The sequence below is a fragment of the Anaerococcus groningensis genome (genome assembly GCF_046365465.1).
GTDB lineage: Bacteria > Bacillota > Clostridia > Tissierellales > Peptoniphilaceae > Anaerococcus > Anaerococcus groningensis.
Genome location: NZ_JBGMEG010000010.1, coordinates 1 through 23,707 on the forward strand (window position 1 = coordinate 1; position 23,707 = coordinate 23,707).

19 protein-coding genes, 18 tRNA genes, 1 rRNA gene and 1 other annotated feature are annotated in these 23,707 nt (G+C 35.5%); of the genes, 37 read left to right on the plus strand and 1 reads right to left on the minus strand.

The window, feature by feature from the left end:
• The first annotated feature begins 207 nt into the window (after positions 1–207).
• From rrf to AB9Q04_RS06030, 22 genes are all read left to right on the plus strand, one after another.
• Positions 208–324, plus strand: a 5S ribosomal RNA gene (rrf, locus tag AB9Q04_RS05925).
• Between the two features lie 76 nt (positions 325–400).
• A tRNA-Asn gene (locus AB9Q04_RS05930) sits at positions 401–475 on the plus strand.
• Between the two features lie 106 nt (positions 476–581).
• Positions 582–670, plus strand: a tRNA-Leu gene (locus AB9Q04_RS05935).
• A gap of 35 nt (positions 671–705) precedes the next feature.
• Positions 706–782, plus strand: a tRNA-Met gene (locus AB9Q04_RS05940).
• A gap of 80 nt (positions 783–862) precedes the next feature.
• Positions 863–937: transfer RNA gene (locus AB9Q04_RS05945), tRNA-Glu, on the plus strand.
• 104 nt (positions 938–1,041) lie between these two features.
• A tRNA-Val gene (locus tag AB9Q04_RS05950) sits at positions 1,042–1,117 on the plus strand.
• Between the two features lie 35 nt (positions 1,118–1,152).
• Positions 1,153–1,229 (plus strand) — tRNA-Asp (locus tag AB9Q04_RS05955).
• Positions 1,230–1,255: 26 nt separating this feature from the next.
• Positions 1,256–1,331, plus strand: a tRNA-Thr gene (locus AB9Q04_RS05960).
• 40 nt (positions 1,332–1,371) lie between these two features.
• A tRNA-Tyr gene (locus AB9Q04_RS05965) sits at positions 1,372–1,457 on the plus strand.
• Positions 1,458–1,514: 57 nt separating this feature from the next.
• Positions 1,515–1,588, plus strand: a tRNA-Gly gene (locus tag AB9Q04_RS05970).
• Position 1,589: 1 nt separating this feature from the next.
• Positions 1,590–1,666, plus strand: a tRNA-Arg gene (locus AB9Q04_RS05975).
• Positions 1,667–1,771: 105 nt separating this feature from the next.
• A tRNA-Gln gene (locus AB9Q04_RS05980) sits at positions 1,772–1,847 on the plus strand.
• A gap of 4 nt (positions 1,848–1,851) precedes the next feature.
• Positions 1,852–1,927, plus strand: a tRNA-Lys gene (locus AB9Q04_RS05985).
• A 143-nt stretch (positions 1,928–2,070) separates the two neighbouring features.
• A tRNA-Ser gene (locus AB9Q04_RS05990) sits at positions 2,071–2,161 on the plus strand.
• Positions 2,162–2,163: 2 nt separating this feature from the next.
• A tRNA-Ser gene (locus AB9Q04_RS05995) sits at positions 2,164–2,257 on the plus strand.
• Positions 2,258–2,269: 12 nt separating this feature from the next.
• Positions 2,270–2,345 (plus strand) — tRNA-Phe (locus tag AB9Q04_RS06000).
• Between the two features lie 161 nt (positions 2,346–2,506).
• Positions 2,507–2,582, plus strand: a tRNA-Trp gene (locus tag AB9Q04_RS06005).
• A gap of 31 nt (positions 2,583–2,613) precedes the next feature.
• A tRNA-Ile gene (locus AB9Q04_RS06010) sits at positions 2,614–2,690 on the plus strand.
• A gap of 130 nt (positions 2,691–2,820) precedes the next feature.
• Positions 2,821–2,897: transfer RNA gene (locus tag AB9Q04_RS06015), tRNA-Ile, on the plus strand.
• A 1,258-nt stretch (positions 2,898–4,155) separates the two neighbouring features.
• Positions 4,156–5,448 carry a bifunctional folylpolyglutamate synthase/dihydrofolate synthase gene (locus tag AB9Q04_RS06020; RefSeq protein ID WP_410024436.1) on the plus strand — a complete coding sequence of 431 codons (1,293 nt, stop codon included), beginning with the start codon at positions 4,156–4,158 and terminating at the stop codon, positions 5,446–5,448.
• A gap of 96 nt (positions 5,449–5,544) precedes the next feature.
• Positions 5,545–5,730, plus strand: coding sequence for a DUF1659 domain-containing protein (locus tag AB9Q04_RS06025; RefSeq protein ID WP_410024437.1), 186 nt, complete (start codon positions 5,545–5,547; stop codon positions 5,728–5,730).
• A gap of 11 nt (positions 5,731–5,741) precedes the next feature.
• Positions 5,742–5,963 (plus strand): DUF2922 domain-containing protein, encoded by a 222-nt coding sequence (locus tag AB9Q04_RS06030; RefSeq protein WP_410024438.1) that lies wholly within the window; start codon positions 5,742–5,744, stop codon positions 5,961–5,963.
• A 55-nt stretch (positions 5,964–6,018) separates the two neighbouring features.
• Here AB9Q04_RS06030 and AB9Q04_RS06035 read toward each other — a convergent pair whose 3' ends face one another.
• Entirely contained in the window at positions 6,019–6,522 is a 504-nt protein-coding gene (locus AB9Q04_RS06035) for an RNA polymerase sigma factor (RefSeq protein WP_410024439.1), read from the minus strand.
• A 256-nt stretch (positions 6,523–6,778) separates the two neighbouring features.
• Between AB9Q04_RS06035 and AB9Q04_RS06040 the strand changes: the two genes are divergently transcribed.
• From AB9Q04_RS06040 to AB9Q04_RS06110, 15 genes are all read left to right on the plus strand, one after another.
• Positions 6,779–7,978 (plus strand): S41 family peptidase, encoded by a 1,200-nt coding sequence (locus AB9Q04_RS06040; RefSeq protein ID WP_410024440.1) that lies wholly within the window; start codon positions 6,779–6,781, stop codon positions 7,976–7,978.
• A gap of 11 nt (positions 7,979–7,989) precedes the next feature.
• Positions 7,990–9,360 (plus strand): magnesium transporter, encoded by a 1,371-nt coding sequence (gene mgtE, locus AB9Q04_RS06045; RefSeq protein ID WP_410024441.1) that lies wholly within the window; start codon positions 7,990–7,992, stop codon positions 9,358–9,360.
• 17 nt (positions 9,361–9,377) lie between these two features.
• Complete coding sequence (mgtE, locus tag AB9Q04_RS06050; protein ID WP_410024442.1) at positions 9,378–10,742, plus strand: magnesium transporter; 1,365 nt, start codon at positions 9,378–9,380, stop codon at positions 10,740–10,742.
• Between the two features lie 274 nt (positions 10,743–11,016).
• Positions 11,017–11,715, plus strand: coding sequence for an acyl-[acyl-carrier-protein] thioesterase (locus AB9Q04_RS06055; RefSeq protein WP_410024443.1), 699 nt, complete (start codon positions 11,017–11,019; stop codon positions 11,713–11,715).
• Positions 11,708–12,349 (plus strand): HD domain-containing protein, encoded by a 642-nt coding sequence (locus AB9Q04_RS06060; RefSeq protein WP_410024444.1) that lies wholly within the window; start codon positions 11,708–11,710, stop codon positions 12,347–12,349. The genes AB9Q04_RS06055 and AB9Q04_RS06060 overlap by 8 nt, the downstream gene beginning before the upstream one ends.
• 179 nt (positions 12,350–12,528) lie before the next feature.
• Positions 12,529–12,762, plus strand: a binding site (T-box leader).
• A 58-nt stretch (positions 12,763–12,820) separates the two neighbouring features.
• Positions 12,821–14,026: a M20 metallopeptidase family protein gene (locus AB9Q04_RS06065; protein WP_410024445.1), complete on the plus strand. Its 1,206-nt coding sequence runs from the start codon at positions 12,821–12,823 to the stop codon at positions 14,024–14,026.
• A complete protein-coding gene (locus AB9Q04_RS06070; RefSeq protein WP_410024446.1) occupies positions 14,019–15,047 on the plus strand; it encodes a methionine ABC transporter ATP-binding protein in 1,029 nt (342 codons plus the stop codon). Before AB9Q04_RS06065 ends, AB9Q04_RS06070 begins: the two co-directional genes overlap by 8 nt.
• Positions 15,034–15,699 (plus strand): methionine ABC transporter permease, encoded by a 666-nt coding sequence (locus AB9Q04_RS06075; protein WP_410024447.1) that lies wholly within the window; start codon positions 15,034–15,036, stop codon positions 15,697–15,699. Before AB9Q04_RS06070 ends, AB9Q04_RS06075 begins: the two co-directional genes overlap by 14 nt.
• 21 nt (positions 15,700–15,720) lie before the next feature.
• The gene (locus AB9Q04_RS06080; protein ID WP_410024448.1) at positions 15,721–16,593 is read left to right on the plus strand and encodes a MetQ/NlpA family ABC transporter substrate-binding protein; all 873 of its coding nucleotides are present in this window, start codon (positions 15,721–15,723) and stop codon (positions 16,591–16,593) included.
• A 33-nt stretch (positions 16,594–16,626) separates the two neighbouring features.
• Positions 16,627–17,499 carry a MetQ/NlpA family ABC transporter substrate-binding protein gene (locus tag AB9Q04_RS06085; RefSeq protein WP_410024449.1) on the plus strand — a complete coding sequence of 291 codons (873 nt, stop codon included), beginning with the start codon at positions 16,627–16,629 and terminating at the stop codon, positions 17,497–17,499.
• Positions 17,500–17,520: 21 nt separating this feature from the next.
• Complete coding sequence (locus tag AB9Q04_RS06090; protein WP_410024450.1) at positions 17,521–18,441, plus strand: MetQ/NlpA family ABC transporter substrate-binding protein; 921 nt, start codon at positions 17,521–17,523, stop codon at positions 18,439–18,441.
• A gap of 157 nt (positions 18,442–18,598) precedes the next feature.
• Complete coding sequence (locus AB9Q04_RS06095) at positions 18,599–19,081, plus strand: glutathione peroxidase (protein ID WP_410024453.1); 483 nt, start codon at positions 18,599–18,601, stop codon at positions 19,079–19,081.
• The gene (locus AB9Q04_RS06100; RefSeq protein ID WP_410024454.1) at positions 19,082–19,567 is read left to right on the plus strand and encodes a hypothetical protein; all 486 of its coding nucleotides are present in this window, start codon (positions 19,082–19,084) and stop codon (positions 19,565–19,567) included. It abuts the gene before it with no gap.
• A gap of 254 nt (positions 19,568–19,821) precedes the next feature.
• On the plus strand, positions 19,822–22,935 hold the full coding sequence (ileS, locus tag AB9Q04_RS06105; RefSeq protein WP_410024455.1) for an isoleucine--tRNA ligase: 3,114 nt from the start codon (positions 19,822–19,824) through the stop codon (positions 22,933–22,935).
• Between the two features lie 50 nt (positions 22,936–22,985).
• Positions 22,986–23,432: an 8-oxo-dGTP diphosphatase gene (locus tag AB9Q04_RS06110; RefSeq protein WP_410024456.1), complete on the plus strand. Its 447-nt coding sequence runs from the start codon at positions 22,986–22,988 to the stop codon at positions 23,430–23,432.
• Positions 23,433–23,707 lie beyond the last annotated feature (275 nt).

The window sequence follows — 23,707 nt, forward strand, 5'->3', positions numbered from 1 at the left end:
TACTTTTAATCTTGACTGGAAATATTGTTTGAGAGACCTAACCCAATTTGTGAAACAAATTGATGGTAGGTCCTCGTTCAGAGTGTCCCAATGGTTAAGACTGGAGGTCTTAAGCTTGGCAGACACTTACGAACCAATCGTATGGATAAATATCCTTATGATGGTAAGTTTAACTGAACGGCTATTTAATAAAGGTTCAAAAAATAATATAGTGACGATAGCAGTAAGGATACACCTGTTCCCATACCGAACACAGAAGTTAAGCTTACTAACGCCGATGGTACTCGGAGGGTGACCTCCCGGTAGAGTAGGAAGTCGCTAAACATCTAATACATACTAGCCAAATTGGCTAGTAGAGTGTTAAATGAAAAATATTAAATTAGATTAAGTATAGATATATGCTTAGGTAGCTCAGTGGTAGAGCATCCGGCTGTTAACCGGCAGGTCGTGGGTTCGAATCCCACCCTGAGCGCCATAAAAATCCTACATAACTCGATGTAAATCTATTTTAAGTAGAGTGTGTTAATCGAGCTTAAACTATATGCTAGGTAGTTTAATATAGGTTAAAAAGCATTATTTATGCCGGGGTGGCGGAACTGGCAGACGCACAGGACTTAAAATCCTGCGGTGGTTAAACACCGTACCGGTTCGATTCCGGTCCTCGGCACCAACTTATATGGTTGCTAAACATAAGTATTTAAATGACGCGGGATGGAGCAGTTTGGTAGCTCGTCGGGCTCATAACCCGAAGGTCGTAGGTTCAAATCCTGCTCCCGCAACCATTAATTACATATTAATAAAATTACTAAAAAAACTTGCAATAAGAATCTAAATATGATATACTTATTAAGTCGTTTAATAAGGCCCTATGGTCAAGCGGTTAAGACACCACCCTTTCACGGTGGTATCCCGGGTTCGAATCCCGGTAGGGTCACCAATAAGCCTGTCCGGCTTATAGAGGACTCGTGCCTTAAAGGCACGAAATTACCGCAGAGCGTAGCTCGAGGACTAAAACTAGTTAGCTTGAGTACACTGCGATATGGAAGTATAGCTCAGTTGGGAGAGCATCTGCCTTACAAGCAGGGGGTCACAGGTTCGAGCCCTGTTACTTCCACCATCAACTAATTTATATAGTTTGATCTAATATAATATGGCTCGGTAGTTCAGTTGGTTAGAATGCCGCCCTGTCACGGCGGAGGTCGTGGGTTCGAATCCCATCCGAGTCGCCATTTGGATTGCAATAGTGATCCAATGTGCTGATGTAGCTCAATTGGCAGAGCAATTGATTTGTAATCAATAGGTTGTAGGTTCAAGTCCTATCATCAGCTCCAATTGATTGATTAAATTTACAATCAAAATAATGAAATATATGGGGATGTTCCAGAGTTGGCCAAATGGGACGGACTGTAAATCCGTTAGCTTTGCTTTCAGTGGTTCGAATCCGCTCATCCCCACCAATTAATTTTTATCGATTACAAAAGATAAAATTGTTTTACCATTATTATCCGCATAATGCGGGTGTAGCTCAGTGGTAGAGCCCCAGCCTTCCAAGCTGGTTGCGAGGGTTCGATTCCCTTCACCCGCTCCATGCGCCCTTAGCTCAGCTGGATAGAGCAACGGACTTCTAATCCGTGTGTCCCAGGTTCGAATCCTGGAGGGCGCGCCACTAACAAATTTTTATCATAGATTTGGTAAAAAAACCTTACAAAAAATTTGGTTATTTTATAAAAGTGTGGTACAATATATCTTGTTGTTGCACGAAAACTATCATTGGGATATAGCCAAGTCGGTAAGGCACCAGACTTTGACTCTGGTATGCGTAGGTTCGAGTCCTGCTATCCCAGCCAATATGATCCATTAGCTCAGCCGGTAGAGCACCTGACTTTTAATCAGGGTGTCCGGAGTTCGAATCTCCGATGGGTCACCAAATTAGAAAAGCCTATTTCGTTTGAGATAGGCTAATCTAATACAAATTAATAGGCAAAAGTCATTAAATTGGCTTTAAAAATTTTAGCCATTTGATTACTTACAATATAATAGTTATAATCTTATTTTATAATAAGTACATATGGAGAGGTACCGAAGCGGTCATAACGGGGCGGTCTTGAAAACCGTTAGAGTCTTTCGGCTCACAAGGGTTCGAATCCCTTCCTCTCCGCCAATGGAGAAGTACTCAAGTGGCTGAAGAGGCTCCCCTGCTAAGGGAGTAGATCCTTTCAAAAGGGATGCGAGGGTTCAAATCCCTCCTTCTCCGCCAAATAATATATATGCCCAGATAGCTCAGTCGGTAGAGCAGAGGACTGAAAATCCTCGTGTCGGTGGTTCGATTCCGCCTCTGGGCACCATAATTAGCCTGTGCGGCTGATGGAGCACTCTCCATGAAATGGTCGTCGCAGACGATTCAAAGCCTGTCCGGCTTAAGGAGGACTCGTGTTCAAACACGAAATAACCGCAGGTCCTATCGGACCGAGGACCCTCTATAGGGTCTTATTTTTTTCAAAAATATAGGGGAGTAGTTCAGTTGGTAGAACGTCGGTCTCCAAAACCGGATGTCGCGGGTTCAAGTCCTGTCTCCCCTGCCAAAAAAATCTTATACTATAATTAATTTATTATGGACCTGTAGCTCAGGTGGTTAGAGCGCACGCCTGATAAGCGTGAGGTCGGTAGTTCGAGTCTACTCAGGTCCACCATAATGACCTATCACCATTTGTGGAACAAATGGAATGAAGGTCAGACGTCGCGGCGTTTCAAAGCTACTTAACAGCTTTGTCAGCAAGCCGACGATTATTTACTAAAGTTATGTTTTTATACATAATTCGTGGGCCTCTAGCTCAGTTGGTTAGAGCGCCCGGCTCATAACCGGTAGGTCCAGGGTTCGAGCCCCTGGAGGCCCACCAGACTAGCACCACAAATGTGGTGCTTTTCTTTTGCTTAAAATTATTACTTCGTTTTAGGAACCGGTTATGAGCCTTTCGGCTCTTAACTGCTCTTTGGATTCGCTACGCTCATCTCAAAGATTTCAAATCCTAAGGATTTGAAACCCTAAAAGGGGCTAGGTCACAGGATTCGAGCCCCTGGAGGCCCACCAGACTAGCACCACAAATGTGGTGCTTTTTTTTTATTTAAATTTATTTCTTTGTCTAAGGAACCGGTTATGAGCTTTTCGACTCATAACAGTTTTTTGGGTTCACTGCATTCACCACAAAAATTTTCAATGCACTGCATTGAAAACCCCACGGGGGACTTGGTCACAGGGTTGGGTCTCTTAAGGCCCACCAGACTAGCACCACATTCGTGGTGCTTTTCTTTTATTTAAAATTATTTCTTTGTTTAAGGAACCGGTTATGAGCCTTTCGACTCATAACAGTTTTTTGGGTTCACTGTGTTCACCACAAAAATTTTCAATGCAGTGCATTGAAAACCCCACGGGGGACTTGGTCACAGGGTTCGATCCTCTTAAGGCCCACCAGACTAGCACCACAAATGTGGTGCTTTTCTTTTGCTTAAAATTATTGCTTTGTTTAAGGAAGTGGTTATGAGCCTTTCGGCTCTTAACAGCTCTTTGGATTCGCTATGCTTATCTCAAAGATTTCAAATTCTATGGATATAATGCATCTAGGGAGAATACGAAAAAACTTATGTCGAAGCTTTTACTTGCTCTGCACCGAATATTCGGAATAAGAGTTTGTTTTTCGCGCTTTATCTTCTCTTAGTGCTCACGCATCTAACTAGAACTACTTCTTTTTTCTTGTTCCAGAACTTGTTATGAATTTTACGATTTTAACATATCTTTAGATTTCTATTACTATGGATTTAAAATCCCAAGCAATTATATATTACTGAAACCAATTCCTCGTACTTCACCATACTAGCGCTAGCATTTTGCTATTTTCTTTTATACAAATTGATATTGATTTTAATAAGCTTTTGTGCATTCTAAACTTATTTTTCGGAATAAAAAGCTTGCTTTAGAAAAATATGTAAATCTAAGTTAGTATCTTTTAGGTTTAATTCATTTTATAGATTCTTATTTAAAACTTGTAAGTTTATTAAAAAATATTAATCACCAAATTTCTTTGTATTAAAGATAATAAAGTTTATACTAGAATAGTTAGACAGTTTAATTTTTATTAAATATTTTAAAAAGGTGATTTTATGGAAAAATTTGATTATAAGTCTGCAGTAGATTTTATTATAGGCAGGCCATCTTCTAAAGGAGTCCATACTTTAGAAAAGATTAGAAAATTATTAGGTATATTTGATAATCCCCAAGATAATATTAAGCTCATTCATGTGGCTGGTACAAATGGTAAGGGGTCTACTAGTAAAATATTAGCCCAAGCTTTTTCTACTCGAAATAGGGTGGGAGTATTTACATCTCCTTATATAAGTAGGATAAATGAGGCTATTGTAATTGATGGAAAAGAGATAAGTGATAAGGATTTTGCTGATTTGGTTAGTAGAATTAAAAGTCCGGTAGAAAGTTTAGATAATGAAGGCCTTTACTTAACTTATTTTGAGGTCCTGACCGCTATTATGTATATATATTTTTACGAGCAAAATGTAGATATAGCCATTATTGAAACTGGGCTTGGTGGTCTACTTGATAGTACCAATATTGTTAAAAAACCTCTAGCTTCTGTAATCACTACTATATCTATAGATCATACAAATATATTAGGCAATAGTATAGAAGAAATAGCCTATCAAAAAGCTGGAATAATAAAAGAAGGTGTTCCGGTTTTTATTTATCCTCAGACAAAAGAAGCAATGGATGTGTTAGTAAATAAAGCTAGAAAAACTAACAGTAAAGTTTATACCTTTAATAAGGATGAAATAGAAATAAAACAGTCAGATGAAAAGGCTAATATATTTACCTTCAGGACCTATAAGGATGTTGATATAAAATTGCTTGGAGTTCATCAAATATATAATGCCTCCTTGGCCTTAATGGTTTTAGAGTACTTTAAAGATGAATTTGATCTAGACGAAGCTAGTATTAAAGAAGCTTTAGCAAAGGCAGATAATATAGGCAGACTAACTGAAATTAGCAAGGAGCCTAGGGTCATCGTAGACGGCAGCCACAATAAAGAATCCATAGATGCCCTAAAAGAAGCCTTAAAAACTTTCACTTATAATAGACTTATTATAGGTTTTTCAGTATTAAAGGATAAAGACTATGCATATATAATCGATAGCCTTAATGAATTGGCAGATGAGCTTGTAGTTACAAGTATGGATAATCCTAGGGCCTTTAGCCTAGAGGAACTTAAAGAAATTGTAGGTCAAAAAAGAAAAGATTTTATAGTCTTTAGAGATAACATCAAGGCCTATGAGTACTCTAAAAGCCTATATAAAAAGGGAGATTTGATAGTATGGTGTGGGTCTTTATATTTAATATCTGACCTTATAAACTATGAAAATCAGACAAAAACTAGGAGATATTAAAGAAATTTAAATTTCTTCGGGAAAAAACTCCATATTTTTCTATATATAAGTGTAGGGCCACTACAAAAGAAAAATTTTCAAAAATATGGAGGATATATGAAATTACAAATCAAATTTAAAGCACCATCTGCTGATGGATCTGATAAAAAAGTTACAAAAACTTTTTCTAAAATCAATGAACTAGCAACAGAAGATCAACTAAAAGATTTTGCACTTGCCTATACTTCACTATCTGAGGCTAGCGATATCGAAGTTTATCTTGTAAGATTGGAACAATTATAAGGAGGATATAAATGGCTAATAGAAAATTAAAATTATATTTTAAAGACGCATCTCAAAACCAAAAATCAGTTTCTGTAGATTATCCAAAAACTGACTACTCACCAGCTGAGTTAAAGGCTGCTATGGATAGGATGCTTGCAGCAAATGTGCTTATTACAAAATATGGTCCTGTAACCTTAAAAGATAAGGCTGAGCTAGAAACTATTACAAAAAGAGAATTAGAAATAGCATAAGTTTTAATAACCCCAAAGTCCCATGTGGATTTTGGGGTTATTTTTTTGTATTAACTTATAAGTTTTTTCTTAAAATTTTAAGGGCTATGCTAGCTTTATTGGCAATAGTTTTATAGGAAAGACCTGTTTTTTTGGATAGCTCATCATTAGTCATAGCCAAAAAATACTTGCCCACAATTATATTTCTTAAATCATCTGGCAAATTTTCTATAGCTTTATAGAGGTCTTTGTATTTTTCCCTTTCTTCTAAATCTTTTTCTAAGTTATAATTATCTTCTATCGAATCTATCAAAGGCTTGCCATCTTTATCAAAATCATCTAAAGAAGCTATTTGTTCTTTTTTACACTCATCTAAAAAGTGATAGTAAAGTTTTTGTTTTAGGTAGTTGCCAAAGGTTCCCTTAAGCTCATCATATTCTAAAATCGCATCTATAAGGAGCATCCTTGATTCATCTACTACTTCCTCATAGTCTAGGGCAGAAAACCTTCTGGCATTGGCTATAATTAGTGGCATATAAGCATCTATTATTTGCTTTGAATTTTCTAAACTTATTTTCATAATAAATCCTTTCAAAGCGCGCGCTTATTTTTTAATTTTGTCGACATGGTTATCATAAGATAAATTAACAAAAAAGTTTAATCAGCTAAATAGAAGAAGATATAAGAAAAATTTGCTTATTTAAATTTAGGATATGGTCTAAGGAAGGGTAGAAAGTAAATGGCAAAAAGCTTTCAGTTATGGGCAATAAATAGTATAATTTAGTTATTATTGTCTTTTTTTAAGTCATGATTATTATAAAAACCAAGGAGGATTTATGAAGAAATTTGGCAAATTCCTACTTGCTCTTATTTTAGTAGCAGGGGTAGGATTTACAGGTTTTACTCTTGGCCAAAATGCTAGCTTTACAAGTCAAACATCTACCCGTGATGCTGAGCATATAGCTGAGATGAAAGGACTAAAGGGTCTTTTAGACCAAAACTTTCTTTTTGATTATGATGAAAATCAAATCTATGAAGGTTCATTAAAGGGGATGTTTGCAAACCTAGGCGATCCATATACTTCTTATTACACACCAGATGAGTTTAAGAAACTTATGGAATCTCTAAATGGCCGCTACTCAGGTATTGGCTTATCCGTGCAAGCTAGTAAGGAAGGATACATCAAGGCAGTATCTGTTTTTGATAATTCTCCAGCCAAAGAAGCTGGCATAGAACCTGGTGATTACATTACAAAAGTAAATGGTAAAGGCTATGGCGCTAGCCAACTAGAAGAAGCAGTAGCTGAAATTAAAGGAGAGCCTGGTACTGAGGTAACCCTTACTATTTTAAGAACTGAAGAAGGTAAGACTGATAGTAAAGAATTTGATATAAAAGTAAGCCGTGCTGATGTAAATGTGGATACTATTGATGATGATATCCTAGAAATACGCGATAAAAAAATCGGCTACATTCACATCAAAGCCTTTGATGATATTACCTGGCAAGACTTTTCTGATAGCTACAGCAAGCTAGTGGCCCAAGATATCGATGGCCTAGTTTTAGATGTAAGAAACAACCCAGGTGGAGCCTTAGATGTAGTTATAAATATAGCTGATAATTTCCTAGATGAAGGTGTGATAGTAACTACCAAGGATAAAAATGGCAAGGAAGTAGTAGAAAAATCTGATGCTTCTGCTAGCGATATCCCTATGGTAATCTTACAAAACGAAAACTCAGCATCTGCTAGTGAAATCTTAGCTGGAGCTATGAAAGATCGCGGCCGTGCTAAAATTATTGGAACTCAATCCTTTGGTAAGGGTGTTGTTCAAAAAATATTTAATCTAGAAAATGGTGCTGGTGCAAAAATCACTATTAGCGAATACTTCACACCAAACGGTACACAAATAAATAAGGTTGGGGTTACTCCTGATATAGAAGTTTCTAGTGACGAAGACCTAGACCTAAGTAAAATGGACTTTAAGAACGATAAGCAATTTGTAACTGCCCTTAATGAACTACTAAAAGAGCTAGAATAGGAAGGTGATTTATGGAACAATATAAATCAAGCGAAGCTAGGATAGAAGAAATTAAATACCTACTAGCAAACAAAAACCTTGATGAACTACCTGACCTCCTTAATAGGACTAACCCAGTTGATATTGTAGAATGTATCGAAGATTTATCAGCTGAAGAGGCCCTAGTTTTATTTAGATTATTAAAAAAGGAAGATGCAGTAGAAGTATTTGCTGAACTTGACCAGTCTGATAAGGAAAAACTTCAAGAGGGGCTAAATGAAGATGAGTTTAAGGACTTGTTGGAAGATTTAAATTTCGATGATATGATCGATACCCTAGAAGAGATGCCAGCAACTATGGTCCAAGAGATTTTAAAAACATCTGATAGCGAAACCCGTGATTTAGTAAACGAATACCTACAATTTCCAGAAGACTCTGCTGGTACTTTGATGACCACAGAGTTTGTGGAAGTAACAGCAGATATGACAGTTGCTGAAACCCTAGCCATGCTAGAAGAGGTTGGCAAGGATAAGGTAACAGTTTATACCTGCTATGTTACAGATGGCACCCACAAACTTTTAGGTTATGTTTCTTTAAGGATGATAGTAACCCGTGAGCCAGATACCAAAATTTCTGAACTGATGTATGAAGATGTTATCTATGTCTACACAACAGATGACCAAGAAGATGTAGCCCATACCTTCCAAAAATATGGGTTTACTGCCCTACCAGTTGTAGATAATACCAACCGTCTAGTTGGGATAATTACAGTAGATGATATCATGTGGATAATCGAACAAGAGGATACAGAAGACTTCCAACGTATAGCCGGTACTACTCCAGAAGAAGAAGATTATTCAAGAATGACTCCTTGGCAGCTTGCAAAAAATAGGATTCCTTGGCTAATGTTTTTGATGATCTCAGGTGCCTTTACATCTACTATTTTAAGACGTTATGAAGATGTCATCCAAACAGTAATTGCCCTAAATATGTTTATCCCAATGCTAACAGGTTCTGGTGGTAATGCTGGTAGCCAAGCTTCAACTCTTGTTATCCGCGCCATGGCAACCCATGATATAGAGCCAAGAGATTGGGCAAAAGTTGTTATAAAAGAAATTACAGTAGGTCTTATCTGTGGGGTGGCCCTGGGTGCTGTTGCATTTTTAAAATGCTATTTCTTTGATAAGGTAGCTATGAACGTAGCCTTAGTGGTAGCCCTTACAATACTTGCTATAGTTGTTCTTGCTAAGGCAATCGGTGCACTTTTACCAATTGTTGCAGAAAAACTAGGAGCAGACCCAGCTATCATGGCAAGTCCGCTTATTACAACAATTGTAGACTCACTTGGACTTATTGTTTACTTTAATATCGCTCAAGCAATCTTACCTGGGCTTGGAATTTAAGAAGGGAGGCAAAAATAATGTACACTTACAAATCTAGTGAAAACAGGTTAACAGAACTGCATTATCTTTTGGATAAAAAAAGACCAAATGAACTTTCGCAACTGCTTAGACGTACTAACCCTGTTGATATAGTAGAATTTATAGAGGAATTATCAGCAGAAGAAGCGCTGGTTGTGTTTAGACTGCTTAAAAAAGATGACGCAGTAGAAGTTTTTGCCGAACTTGAGCCAGAAGAAAAAGAAAAACTCCAAGCTGGTTTACAAGAGCGCGAGTTTAAGGAACTTTTAGAAGATTTAAACTTCGATGATATGATTGACACCCTAGAAGAGATGCCAGCGGCTATGGTCCAAAGGATTTTAAAATCATCTGATAAAGAAACTCGTGCCTTAGTAAATGAATATCTAAACTTCCCAGAAGATTCTGCTGGGAGGTTAATGACAACTGAGTTTGTAGAGCTAAAACCTTATATGACTGTAAAAGATGCCCTAGCCCATATTAAAAAGGTAGGCCATGACATGGTTACTTTGTACACTTGCTATGTTACAAGCCCTACAAAAGAGATTTTAGGCTATGTTTCTCTTAGGTCTATTGTAACAAATAAGCCAGATACCCTAATAGATGATTTGATGTTTCAAGATGTAATCTATGTTCACACAATAGATGATCAAGAAGATGTAGCACGTACCTTTCAAAAATATGGATTTACAGCCCTACCAGTTGTAGATAAGACCGACCGTTTAGTTGGTCTAATCACCGTTGATGATATCATGTGGATAATCGAGCAAGAGGCTACAGAAGACTTCCAAAGAATTGCAGCAACCACACCAGATGAGGAAGACTATTCAAAAAGAACACCCTTATCCCTTGCTAAAAATAGAATTCCTTGGCTGATGTTTTTGATGATTTCAGCAACCTTTACATCAACCATTTTAAAAAATTACCAGCATGTAGTCCAAGCAGTTATTGCTTTAAATATGTTTGTGCCAATGCTTACGGATAGTGGTGGGAACGCTGGTAGCCAGGCATCAACTCTGGTTATTCGTGCCATGGCAACCCATGATGTGGAACCACGCGATTGGGTAAAGGTTGTTATAAAAGAGATAACAGTTGGATTTATTTGTGGGCTAGCTTTAGGCTTAGTAGCCTTTTTAAAATGTTATTTCTTTGATAAGGTAGCAATGAATGTAGCTTTAATAGTAGGTCTTACTATTGTATTTATAGTTGTGCTAGCTAAGGCTGTTGGATCACTTTTACCAATGGCAGCACAAAAGCTAGGATTTGACCCAGCTATTATGGCAAGTCCACTTATTTCAACCATAGTAGACTCGCTTTCATTAATAGTTTACTTTACAATTGCTCAAATAATTATTCCTGGGATTTAAAGGGTAATAATTAAAATAAAATAAGTCGCTGTACCGACTTCAAAATTGAAGAATTCATAATTTTGAAATTCTAAAATTGCAAACTCGCTTGCGCTCAAACAGTGCAATTTTTGGTCGAATTTCTTTAATTTGAATTCTACTCAATTTTTGCGAACGGATGCTTATTTATTTTATTTTTAATATATAAGTAAAAAACAATCACACCAGTTTTGGTGTGATTTTATTTTGCAAAAAAATAGCTTTAAAATATAGTATTTGATGAAAGAAGGATATTATGGCGTATAGCAAAAGAGTTAAAATACCATATTTAATGTGTGATAGACATGAGAACTTATCTATGAGGAATCTTGTAAGTATAATGGGGGATGTCTCACTAAACCATTCCTATGCTTTAGAGAAAGATATAGATATGGATAAATTTAGGTGGATAGTTTACTCCTGGGATGTGGAACTTATAGAAACTATTAAAGAAAATGATGAAATAGAGGTAACAACCCATGTGGTTGCTTTGAATAAATTTTATGCCTATAGAAATGTTATAGTAAAACGAGATGAAAAAATAATTGTTAAGGCCTATGGAGTATTTTTACTTGTAGATGTAGAGAGGATGCGTCCTGTAAAGATGCCTAAAGAGCTAATACATTCTTATACAAAAGATAAACTTATCTATGAAAGACCAAAACTAAGCTATGGTAAAGACTTTGCTAATACTAAAGAGATTATGGTAAGATATACAGACATTGATAGTAATTTTCATGTAAACAATGCTGTCTACTTTGATTACATAATTGACCTCTGCCAGCTAGATATCCGTGATATCAAATTTTTTAATATAGTCTATAAGCATGAGATTAGAAATAAAGAATCTATTATTGGAGAATATATAGAAGAAGATGGACAGCTAGATTATAGGCTAAGGTCAGAAGATTATAAAAAAGTTTATACCTATGGAAAGATTATAAAAAATGTATAAAGAAAATTTTGGAAATATACCTAATAAAGATAAGATAGTTTCATATTTAAATGAAGGATACAAAACTAATCCCGGCAAGTGGGTCCTCCACCTATGGACCATAGGCAAGACCGCTCAGAATATGGCCAAAGAATTAGATCTAGATCCAGATATTGCCTTTGCTTGTGGCGCCCTTCATGATATAGGAAAATCTACGGGAGCGAAAAATGCTAAGCATTTTTATGAGGGTTATAAGATTTTAAGGGCTGATTCATATTTTTTTCCAGCTCGCATAGCTCTAACCCACAGTTTTCAGATAAAAGATGTAGATAGCTATGTGGGAGAGTGGAATATAAATGATGAGAAAAAAGATTATATAGCTGATTTTTTAAAATATAATGATTACACTGAGTATGATTTACTAATCCAATATTTAGATGGAATTATAAAAACTGAATACTTAGGTATAGAAAAGAGAGCTGATAAGACAGCAAAAAAACATGGCACTAATCCATATTTTGATCAAAGAAAGCAAAGATTATATGAATTAGAAAAATATTTCACCGGCAAATTATCCCAACCAGTAGAAAAATATATGCCAAAACCAAGGTGGTATAAGTTTCCCTACAATCTTTTTAGAGAAAGTGGCAACTAAACTTGCAAATCAGCTGGTGGGGTGTATATTATAAGTGAATTTATTTTACCACCCGTTGGAGGCTCATATGCCTCCAACTTTTTTATTAGTGAATAAAATACATTTTTTTCTATAAATTTAAAAAAAGTGTTTGACAATTAATTTAAGGCGTGGTAATATTTATTTAGCAAATAGTTTTACAAAACCATATGAGAAGAAGAGTAGTCTATATGGACATTCTACAGAGAACCCAGTTTTGGTGAGATGGGTGGATAAAAGTTTAGATGAAGATGGCCTTTTCTTGGGGTGAGTCGATAGTTAGATTCACACGGGGCTTCCCGTTACAGGAGTAGAGTATGAAAGTACTTAATGAGTGTATGTATGCGTGAGTATGCATAAATTAAGGTGGTAACGCGAATTATATCGTCCTTAAATTCTAAGAATAGAATTTAGGGGCGTTTTTTTATTGCCTATTTTATGAAAGGAAGAGTTATGAGTAGTAATGAACTTATAAAATCAAAAATAGATGAATATTTTGATCAGACTGTATCCTGGAGGACTTACTTACACGAAAATCCAGAAGTAAGTGATAAAGAATACGAAACTGCAAAATATTTAAAAAATGAATGTGAAAAACTAGGCTTGCTAGTAGAAGATGCAGCAAATACAACTGGTTTTACAGCTCTACTTGATACAGGTAGACCTGGCAAAACTTTAGGGATTAGAACAGATATAGATGCCCTCCCAATCCATGAGAGCGAATATAATAAAAAATTTAAAAAATCTGTTATTTCAAAAAATGATGGTGTAAGCCACGCTTGTGGTCATGATTCCCATATGGCAACACTTTTAACTACAGCAAAAATCTTAACTGATCTAAAAGATGAAATAAACGGCAAGATTTACTTTATCTTTGAAGAAGGTGAAGAAACAGGCGGTGGCATAGAGGCAATGGTAGATCATCTAAGAGATAAGGGTTTAGATGCCTGCTATGGCAACCACCAAGCTTCATTTTTAGAAGTTGGAGAAATTAGAGTCATTAAAGGACCATCCCATGCAGGTTGTGCTGGTGTAGAATTTGATGTAATTGGTAAGGGTGGCCACGGGTCTCGTCCAGACTTATGTATCAATCCACTAACCGCAACAGCAAATATTGTAACAGCCCTTACAACAGCATGGGTTAACCAACTAGATGTAAATGAAACTGTTACCTTTGGACTAGGTTCTATAAATGGCGGTGCTGCTTCAAATGTCATCCCAGATAAGTGTAATGTAAAGGGAACCTTAAGATTTTTTGATGATAAGGCAGGAAAAGATGCTCTAGAAGTTTTAAAAGAAGTTACAGAAGCAACTGCAAAGGCCCATAAGTGTGAAGTAGAATTTTCTGATTATACAAGAATAGTTGCTTATCCAACTATAAATGACCCAGACCTTGCAGAGGAAGTTATAAAATCCTTAAATGATATTTATCCAGGTGCCTACAGAGACGGCAAACCAACCTTTGGCTCAGAGTCATTTTTTGGATATTCTAGACTTTGCCCATCAGTTTATACGAAATTTGGTGTAAGAGATGAAGAAAATGGGATTACAGCTAGTGCCCACACACCAGAATTTGACCTAAACCCAGAGGGCATCAAATACGCAGTAGGCTTACAAGTAAAATTTGCCACTGATTTTTTAGGAGAGGCCAATGATTGATTTAAAAAATATAACAGTTGACTTTGACGGATTTAAAGCTGTGGATAATGTAAACTTAAGAGTTGAAAAAAATGATATCTACGGCATCGTAGGATTTTCTGGGGCTGGAAAATCTACATTAGTAAGAACTATAAATCTTTTACAACGACCTTCAGCTGGAGAAGTTCTAATTAATGGAGAAAACCTCCTAGACCTATCAAATAAAGAACTTAGAGAAAAAAGAAAAAATATAGGGATGATCTTCCAACACTTTAACCTTTTAAATAATATTACAGTTTTAGATAATGTAATCTACCCTATAAAAAAACTTAATATACCCAAAGAAGAAAAAGAAAAAAAGGCCCGTGATCTTTTAGAAGTTGTTGGTATAGGGGATAAGGCTGATAATTATCCAAGAGAACTATCGGGTGGTCAGCAGCAAAGATGTGCAATAGCAAGAGCGTTAGCATCTGAGCCAGATATTTTACTTTGTGATGAGGCAACCAGTTCCCTAGACCCAAAAACCACCAAGCAAATTCTAAAACTTTTAAAAGAGCTTAACCAAAAATTGGGACTTACAATAGTAATCATAACTCACCAAATGGAAGTTGTAAAAGACCTTTGCAACAAGTGTGCGGTAATGCAAAATGGTAAGGTTGTAGAAAATGGATCAACCCTAAAAATATTTGCTCATCCTAAAAATCCTCTTACAAGAGAATTTGTGGAAACTTCTACAAATGTTGCTGAAACTATTGAGGAAGTTAAGCAAAATATAGGAATCTTAAAGGAAAATGAATTACTAGTCCAACTCAATTATATAGGCGAAACTACAACAGAACCTCTTATAAATGACTTATATGAAAGATTTGGTGTAAAAACCAATGTTCTTGCTGGAAATATAGAATTCATAACTGGTGTACCAGTAGGAAACCTTATAGTTACCTTATCAGGGGATAAGGAAAACTTAGGAAAAATAGGAGATTACCTAGCAGAAAGAGATGTTGATGCAGAAGTTTTAGGAGGTAAAGATGGGATTTTTTGATTACTCCTGGTCTATAAGAGATAGGATACTTGAAGACTTTAAAACAACTCTTTACATGTTGTTTTTCTCAGCCATATTTGCAGGACTATTTGGTTTAATCCTAGGCATAATAATGGTTGTGACAGACCGAGGCAGAATACTAGAAAACAAGGTAATTTATAGTATCCTTGATAAACTTACAAATATATTTAGGTCCATTCCTTTTGTTATTTTATTAGCTCTAGTAGCACCATTTACAAGGTTTATTGTAGATACTAGGATAGGACCAAAGGCAGCCATCGTTCCTCTAGTAGTTTCCTGTGTACCATTTTTTGCAAGGCAAGTTGAACAAGCCCTTGCAGAAGTAGACCCAGGGGTTATAGAAGCAGCAGAGGCTATGGGTAAATCACCTTTTGAAATTATTACCTCAGTTTATCTTAGAGAAGGCCTACCAAATTTAATTAGAGCTGGATCTATTACACTTATTTCACTTTTAGGACTAACAGCCATGGCAGGACTAATAGGGGGAGGAGGTATAGGTGATCTTGCCATATCAGTTGGTTACAACAGATATAAAGATGATGTTGTACTAGTATCAGTAGCTTTAATCTTGCTTGTAGTATTTATCATCCAAGCGATAGCAAACTACCTAATACGAAAAACCAAACATTAAAATAAAATATAAGGAGAAAATATGTCACAATTTAAAAAAATTGCCTTAAGCCTAGGTCTTTTGCTGGGGCTAACAGCCTGTGGAGGTTCAAACACAAATGATGCTCCAGCAAATGAAGCAGATACTGCAAGCAATACTAAAGTAGAAGAGAAAGCAGAAGCTAGGACTTTAAAACTTGGAGTAGTTGGAGAACGTAACGAACCGTGGGAGCAAGCCATTGAGAAGTATGAGGCTGACTCAGGAAATACAGTTGAGCTAGTAAGATTTTCAGACTACAACCAACCAAATGATGCCCTAAAAGATGGGGACATTGATTTATCATCATTTGCAACAAGAATATTTATTGAAGATTATAACAAAAATCAAAATGCAGGTTTCTACTACATTGCAGATACAGTTATAGCGCCAATGGGAATTTATTCTAGCAAGCTAGAAGACTACAAAGATATCCCAGATGGAGGAACAATTGCAATACCAGTAGAAGTTTCAAATAACTCTAGGGCTTTATATATCTTAGATGCAGCTGGCATTATAAAGGTAAGAGAAGATGCAGGAGATTTCATCACCTTAGATGATATTGCAGAAAATCCAAAAAATATTGAATTTATAGAACTACCGGCTGATCAAGTATCAAGATCTCTAGAAGATGTAGATGCAGCATTGATTAACTCCGACATGGCTATGGAGGCAGGATTTATCCCAACAGAAGATGCTATCTACTTAGAAGATCCAGAACATGAAAGATCTAAAAACTTTATAAATGTAATAGCAGTAAAAGAAGAAAATAAAGAAGATAAAGATATCTTAGACCTTGTAAACAATTACTTCTTAACAGATGAAACTAAAGAAGTTTATCAAGAAGAATACAAGGGATCAGTAATTTGCATGTGGTAATAAAAAATAAATAAAAATAAAAGGAGAAAAAACATGAACTTAATTAAGAAATCGACATTAGCTTTAGGTTTAATCCTAGGACTTACAGGATGCTCATCAAATAATGAGCAAGCAGCAAACAACGATGCTGCAAACACAGCACCAGAAACAAAAGTAGAAGAAAAAGCAGATAACGAACCAATCAAAATTGGTGTAGTAGGTGAGAAAAACGAAGTTTGGGAAGAAGTTATCAAAAGATATGAAGAAGGAACTGGCAAAAAAGCAGAGCTAGTAAGATTTTCTGACTATACCCAACCAAATGAAGCACTAGCAAGTGGAGATATAGATGTAAATAGTTTCCAACACTACCTATTTTTAGGAGAATACAATAAAGAACAAGGAGAAGAAAAATTAGTAGCTATTGGTGATACAATGCTTGCACCAATCGGATTTTTCTCTAATCAAATAAAAAGTCTTGATGAGCTAGAAGATGGCGCAAAAGTAGCTATACCAAATGACCCAACAAATGGGCCAAGAGCTTTATTCTTACTCCAAGAAGAAGGACTTATAAAAGTAAATGGTGAGCCAGGGGACCTAATTACTGTAGATGATATAACAGATAATCCAAAGAACTTAGAATTTATAGAAATGGATGCTGCTCAAACCGCAAGAGCTCTAGATGATGTAGCAATAGCAGCTGTAAATGATAACTATGCCCTAGACGCAGGTTTAAGCCCAGCTCAAGATGCAATAAGCCTAGAAGACCCACACGGTACAGATACAAAAATCTATGTAAATGTTATAGCAACTAGAAAAGAAGATAAAGATAACGAAGACTACAAAGAACTTGTAGAGTACTACCAAACAGACGAAACTAAAGCTGACTACGATAAATACACTAACGGAGCATGGATACCAGCTTGGTAATCATAAAAGGAGATAAAGAAAATGAAAAGTATTAGCAAAAAATTTAGCCTAGGTCTAGCATTAATTTTAGGACTTAGTGCATGTGGAGCAAATAATAACGAAACTGCAAATAACGAAGCACCAGCAGAAGAAAAAGCGCAAACAGAAGTTGTAGAAAAAGCAGAAGAAACTGAAGATACAGAAAACTCTGAAGACCCATTAGCAGATAAAGATGTAATAAAAATCGGTGTAGTAGGTGAGAAAAACGAAGTATGGGAAGATATCATCCAAAGATACGAAGAAGGAACAGGAAAGAAAATTGAGCTAGTAAAATTCTCAGAATATAGAGAACCAAACGAAGCTCTACTAGCAGGCGATATAGATGCCAATGCCTTCCAACATAAAAAATTTTTAGAAGACTTTAATGAAAGTTCAGGATCAGATATCGTTGCTGTAGGAGACACCTTAATAGCGCCATTAGGAATTTATTCATCAAAAATAGAAAATATCGAAGATTTAGAAGATGGTGCAAGGATTGCTATCCCAGATGACCCTACAAATGGAGCAAGATCACTTTTCCTTTTACAAACAGCAGGACTTATAGAAGTAAACGGTAAAGAAGGAGAGGCCATAACTCTTGATGATATAACAGCAAACCCACGAAACTTTGAAATTATAGAACTTGCGGCAAATCAAACAGCAAGAAGTCTTGATGATGTTGATATAGCTTGTGTAAACTCTGGTATAGCAGTAGATGCGGGACTAGTTCCTTCACAAGATGCAATCTATCTAGAAGACCCAGAAGATCCAGACAAACAAATCTATGTAAATATTGTAGCTACAACTCAAGATAAGAAAGATAGTGCTACATTAAAAGATCTTATAGACAATTACTACCACACAGACCAAACTAAAAAGGTAGTAGAAGAAACTTCCAAGGGATCAGAATTCCCAGTTTGGTAAAATGAATTTTCATAATACCCTTCCTTATAGTTAACAGGCAAAAAGCAGGAGCTAAGTCCTCCTGCTTTTTGTTTTACTAATTATTTTGAAAGTTACAAGCAATCTTTAAATGTTATAAAAATAACGTATAATATATATGGATTAAAAGGAGTTTTTTATGACTACAATTTATGATTTTACAGTAAAAGATAACCAAGGCAATGATGTAGGCCTTGATAAATATAAGGGAAAAGTACTTTTAATAGTAAATACAGCAACAGAATGTGGCTTTACCCCTCAATATGATGCTCTAGAAGAGCTTTATAAAAAATATAAGGACCAAGGATTTGAAATCCTAGATTTTCCTAGTAACCAATTTGGAGGCCAGGCTCCAGGGACGGATACTGAGATAGAAAACTTTTGTACAGCAAAATTTGGAACTACCTTTGATAGATTTGCAAAAATAGACGTAAATGGAAAAAACGAAGACCCACTTTATACCTACCTTAAAAAAGCTCAAGGTGGACTTTTAGGTGATAAAATCAAGTGGAACTTTACCAAATTTTTAGTAGATAGGGAAGGTAATGTAGTAGAGCGCTACTCATCTCAAAAAAAACCTGAAAAACTAAGCAAAGAAATAGAAGAATTATTGGATAAGTAAATGAGTGATTTAGTAAAACTTGCCAAAGAGTCCATAAAATATTATTTGGAAACTGGCAAATACCTAAAAGAATACGATGATAGTTTAAAAAATAATAACAATGGGGTTATTGTAATAGTAAATAAGGATGGTAAGACAGAAAGAAGTGGGTCTATATATCCTACTAGATCTGATATAGGCCTTGATGTTATCCATGAGGCGGTAAATGTAGCAGTTTTTAATAATGCCATTGACCTTACAGATATAGATATAGATGACTTATTTATTTCTGTTTACGAAGTGACAAAAATTAAGCAAATTCAATACATGGAAGAATTTGGTATGTACCATGGCTTATATTTAAAATACAATAGTAATTCTGCTCTAGTTTTTAGAAATGACTATGAATCAGACTATCAAATGTTTGAGGATGCTATTAAGATAGCTAATGTAGATAGCCATGATATCTTTACCATAGAGAAGTTTAAAGTAAATAAGCATATCTAGCTTGACTTAAAAAATTTAATAAGTATTATAAAAATAGAAATATTATACAAATGTTATAAAGACCAGTAGCTTTTATGGAAGCTTTAGAGAGGCACGGTTGGTGGGATGTGCTAGTGAAAGTAAAAGTGAATATCATCTTTTAGTTTAGTAAGTGAATGGGCAGTAGCTTATTACGAAAACCAATCGTTAAGAGTAAATTTAGGAAATAAGTGGACCGTCTATATGGACGGTCCTTTTTTGTTAAGGAGAAGAATATGAGTGAGTTTAAATCTTTAAATACTAGTGATACCAAAAACCGTGAGGCTGAGGTAGAAAAATATTGGAAAGATATTGACATTTTAGATGAGACTTTTAAGACCCGTGAAGATGCTAAAGAATATATAATCTATGATGGGCCACCAACAGCAAATGGTAAACCAGGCATCCACCACGTTATAGCAAGGACATTAAAAGATATGACCAGCCGTTATAAAAATATGAAAGGCTATAAGGTCCTTAAAAAGGCTGGTTGGGATACCCATGGCTTGCCAGTAGAAATCGAAGTTGAAAAACAATTAGACTTCCATGATAAAAATGATATCGAAGAATTTGGTATAGAAAAATTTAATAAATTGTGTAAGGAATCAGTGTGGACTTATTCTGATATGTGGCGAGATATGTCAGACCGCATGGGCTTTTTATATGATATGGACCACCCATATGTAACAATGGATAATGACTATATAGAAACAGAATGGTGGCTACTTGATAATGCCTTTAAAAATGGCTACATCTATGAGGGTGCAAAAGTAATGCCATATTGTCCAAGATGTGGAACAGGTCTTGCAAGTCACGAGGTAGCCCAAGGTTATCAAATGGATAAAACCATTACCCTAACAGTTAAATTTAAGAAAAAGGATACTGAAAATGAATATTTCCTAGCATGGACAACTACACCATGGACCCTACCATCAAACGTAGCTTTATCTGTAAACCCAGACCTAGACTATGTAAAAGTTTATGATAAAACAGATGATGCCTACTACTACATGGCAAAATCTCTTTGCGAAAAACTTATGGAAGACCACGATTATGAAGTAGTGGAAAATCTAAAGGGTGCTGATATGGAATACATGAAATATGAGCAATTATTGCCATATGTTGATGTTGATCCAGACCATGCCTTTATAATCACCTTAGCTGATTATGTTTCTGCAGAAGATGGTACAGGTATCGTGCACTCTGCACCAGCCTTTGGTGAGGACGACTACCAAATCGGACGTAAATATGACCTTGCCTTCATTCAACCAGTTGATTTAAAAGGTAACTTTACAGAAACTCCATGGGAAGGCCAATTTATCTTTGATACAAACGAAGACATCTGGCACCACCTAGCAAATGAAGGCAAAGTATTTAAAAAACAAACAATAGAGCACAACTATCCACATTGCTGGAGATGTAAAACTCCATTAGTTTATTACGCAACTCCATCTTGGTATATAGAAATGAGCAAGTTTTCAGACCAAATGGTAGAAAATAACAATAGTGTGAATTGGTTCCCTGAAACAATAGGTGAAAAACGCTTTGGCAACTGGATAGCAAATGTAAAAGACTGGGCAATTTCTAGAAGCCGTTACTGGGGAACTCCACTTAATATTTGGAGATGTGATGATTGCGACCACACTCACTCAGTAGGATCTAGAAAAGAACTTGCAGACCTTGCAATTGAAGATATAGATGAAAATATCGAGCTACACAGACCATATGTAGATAATGTATCTATAAAATGTGAAAAATGTGGTGGTATTATGCACAGGGTACCAGATGTAATAGATGTTTGGTTTGACTCAGGAGCTATGCCTTTTGCCCAACTTCACTATCCATTTGAAAATAAAGAATTATTTGAAAATTATTATCCAGCAGACTTTATCTGTGAGGGAATCGACCAAACTCGCGGATGGTTCTATTCATTAATGGCTATTTCTACAATTACTACAGGAAAAGCACCATACAAAAATGTACTGGTAAATGACCTAGTAGTAGATAAAAATGGACAAAAAATGAGTAAATCTCGTGGTAATACCCTAGACCCATTTGCATTATTTGATAAATATGGAGCAGATGCAGTTAGATTTTATTCCCTATATGTATCACCAGCTTGGATGCAAACAAAATTTGATGAGGCTGGCCTTGTAGAAGTAAGAAACAACTTCTTTAGAACCTACGAAAATGTATATAACTTCTTTACCTTATATGCAAATACAGATGGATTAAGCGTAGAAGACCTACAAAATATAGGCGAAGTAAAACTTGAAAAAATCGATAAGTGGTTATATTCAAGATTAAATACCCTAATCAAAAATTACTATGCAGAAATGGAAATATTTGAATTTAACAAAGTAGTTCATATGATTTCTGACTTTGTAGTAGAAGATTTATCAAACTGGTACATCCGTCGTAACAGAAAAAGATTTTGGAATAGTGATCTAACAGATTCTAAAAAAGCAGTTTACAAAACTACCTATGATGCTTTAACTATAATTGCAAAACTAATAGCACCAATCACACCATTTATAGCAGAAGAAGTTTATAGAAACCTAACTGGTGCAAAAACTGTTCACACAGAATTACTACCAGAAGTAAATGAAGCAATGATTGATAAAAATTTAGAAGCAGATATGGACCTAGTAAGAAAAATAGTTAACCTAGGACGTGCTTCTCGTGAGAAAGAATCCATCAAAGTTCGCCAACCACTAGCAAAAATAATAGTAGATGGTAGCTACAAAGACCAAATCTCAGACCTAGATGGGCTAATCAAAGAAGAGTTAAACGTAAAAGATATAGAATTTGCAGAAGACCTATCAGAATTTATGAACTACTTCTTAAAACCAGACTTTAAAGTTGTAGGACGTATCTTCCAAGCAAAAGTAAATGACTTTGGTAAATATCTAGCAAACGTAGATGCCAAAGACTTTGTAGCAAGTGTTGAAAATGGACCAATAGAAATTGACCTAGATGGTGAAAAGTATGAAGTAACTAAAGACTATTTAGATATCAGAATCTCTGCTAAAGAAGGTTATGATGTAGAAATGGATGGTAATGTATTTGTAATCCTAGATACAGATATAACAGAAGACCTGGAAGCAGAAGGATATGCTAGAGAATTTATCTCTAAAATCCAAAATCTAAGAAAAGAAAATGGCTTTGAAGTAACAGACCACATAGAAATAGCTTATCAAGCTGATGAAGATTTAAATAAGGCTATCGAAAAATTTGCTGATGAAATAAAGGCAGAGACACTAGCAGATAAATTATCTCAAGAAAAGGTAGAAGCTAGCCCAATAGAATTAAATGATAAAACAATAAGTGTAAAAGTTACACGTATTTAAGAAGGAAAAGAGTAAATAGCCAATATTTACTCTTTTTTTAAAGGGGAATTATGAAAACTAGACTAATGAATATGATAAAAATAACAAATCCCAAAACTAACGAAGTAGTAGTCCTAGACAAGGTAAAAAAAGAAGGTTGGGAGGGTCTAACTTTTCCAGGAGGCAAGGTAGAGGAAAATGAATCCTTAATGGCTGCAGCCATAAGAGAAGCCAAAGAAGAAACAGGCCTTGATATTAAAAATCTAAAATTCGTAGGCTTTATTACTTGGCTAGGTAAAGAATATAAGGATACTGGCCTTCTTTATGAGACAAGTGACTATGAGGGAGAGCTAGTCCTTAAAAACCGCGAGGGAAACTTATCTTGGATAGACTATGAAGACTTTAAGAAGATGGATGGCATGAGCCTATCCATGGATAAGATTCTAAATATATATGAGGGCAAATATACAGAAATATTTTGGGATATCACCACTAATCAAATAACTTATATTAAGTAAAGTAATCAAAAAGCAGGCAAGGTCCTACTGAGAGTGCAGACAAATTCCAAAACGCTCATAGAACTACAGAAATTGGTAAATTCATAATCTCGAAATCTAAAAATCGCAAACTCGCTAACGCTCAAGCAATGCAATTTTTACCAGATTTCTTCAATTTGAATTTATAGCAATTTTTTTCGTATGAAGTGCTTATTTTTGGAGTTTTCTACTTTACCAACAGTCTAAGCAGGCAAGGTCCTGCTTTTTGATTTGTTCACTTAAGTGAGTTGAACGAA

What these genes read in the sequence shown, in the direction of transcription:
- AB9Q04_RS06020 (WP_410024436.1), top strand. Translation starts at nt 4,156, where the DNA reads ATGGAAAAATTTGATTATAAGTCTGCAGTAGATTTTATTATAGGCAGG.
- AB9Q04_RS06025 (WP_410024437.1), top strand. Translation starts at nt 5,545, where the DNA reads ATGAAATTACAAATCAAATTTAAAGCACCATCTGCTGATGGATCTGAT.
- AB9Q04_RS06030 (WP_410024438.1), top strand. Translation starts at nt 5,742, where the DNA reads ATGGCTAATAGAAAATTAAAATTATATTTTAAAGACGCATCTCAAAAC.
- AB9Q04_RS06035 (WP_410024439.1), bottom strand. Translation starts at nt 6,522, where the DNA reads ATGAAAATAAGTTTAGAAAATTCAAAGCAAATAATAGATGCTTATATG.
- AB9Q04_RS06040 (WP_410024440.1), top strand. Translation starts at nt 6,779, where the DNA reads ATGAAGAAATTTGGCAAATTCCTACTTGCTCTTATTTTAGTAGCAGGG.
- mgtE (WP_410024441.1), top strand. Translation starts at nt 7,990, where the DNA reads ATGGAACAATATAAATCAAGCGAAGCTAGGATAGAAGAAATTAAATAC.
- mgtE (WP_410024442.1), top strand. Translation starts at nt 9,378, where the DNA reads ATGTACACTTACAAATCTAGTGAAAACAGGTTAACAGAACTGCATTAT.
- AB9Q04_RS06055 (WP_410024443.1), top strand. Translation starts at nt 11,017, where the DNA reads ATGGCGTATAGCAAAAGAGTTAAAATACCATATTTAATGTGTGATAGA.
- AB9Q04_RS06060 (WP_410024444.1), top strand. Translation starts at nt 11,708, where the DNA reads ATGTATAAAGAAAATTTTGGAAATATACCTAATAAAGATAAGATAGTT.
- AB9Q04_RS06065 (WP_410024445.1), top strand. Translation starts at nt 12,821, where the DNA reads ATGAGTAGTAATGAACTTATAAAATCAAAAATAGATGAATATTTTGAT.
- AB9Q04_RS06070 (WP_410024446.1), top strand. Translation starts at nt 14,019, where the DNA reads ATGATTGATTTAAAAAATATAACAGTTGACTTTGACGGATTTAAAGCT.
- AB9Q04_RS06075 (WP_410024447.1), top strand. Translation starts at nt 15,034, where the DNA reads ATGGGATTTTTTGATTACTCCTGGTCTATAAGAGATAGGATACTTGAA.
- AB9Q04_RS06080 (WP_410024448.1), top strand. Translation starts at nt 15,721, where the DNA reads ATGTCACAATTTAAAAAAATTGCCTTAAGCCTAGGTCTTTTGCTGGGG.
- AB9Q04_RS06085 (WP_410024449.1), top strand. Translation starts at nt 16,627, where the DNA reads ATGAACTTAATTAAGAAATCGACATTAGCTTTAGGTTTAATCCTAGGA.
- AB9Q04_RS06090 (WP_410024450.1), top strand. Translation starts at nt 17,521, where the DNA reads ATGAAAAGTATTAGCAAAAAATTTAGCCTAGGTCTAGCATTAATTTTA.
- AB9Q04_RS06095 (WP_410024453.1), top strand. Translation starts at nt 18,599, where the DNA reads ATGACTACAATTTATGATTTTACAGTAAAAGATAACCAAGGCAATGAT.
- AB9Q04_RS06100 (WP_410024454.1), top strand. Translation starts at nt 19,082, where the DNA reads ATGAGTGATTTAGTAAAACTTGCCAAAGAGTCCATAAAATATTATTTG.
- ileS (WP_410024455.1), top strand. Translation starts at nt 19,822, where the DNA reads ATGAGTGAGTTTAAATCTTTAAATACTAGTGATACCAAAAACCGTGAG.
- AB9Q04_RS06110 (WP_410024456.1), top strand. Translation starts at nt 22,986, where the DNA reads ATGAAAACTAGACTAATGAATATGATAAAAATAACAAATCCCAAAACT.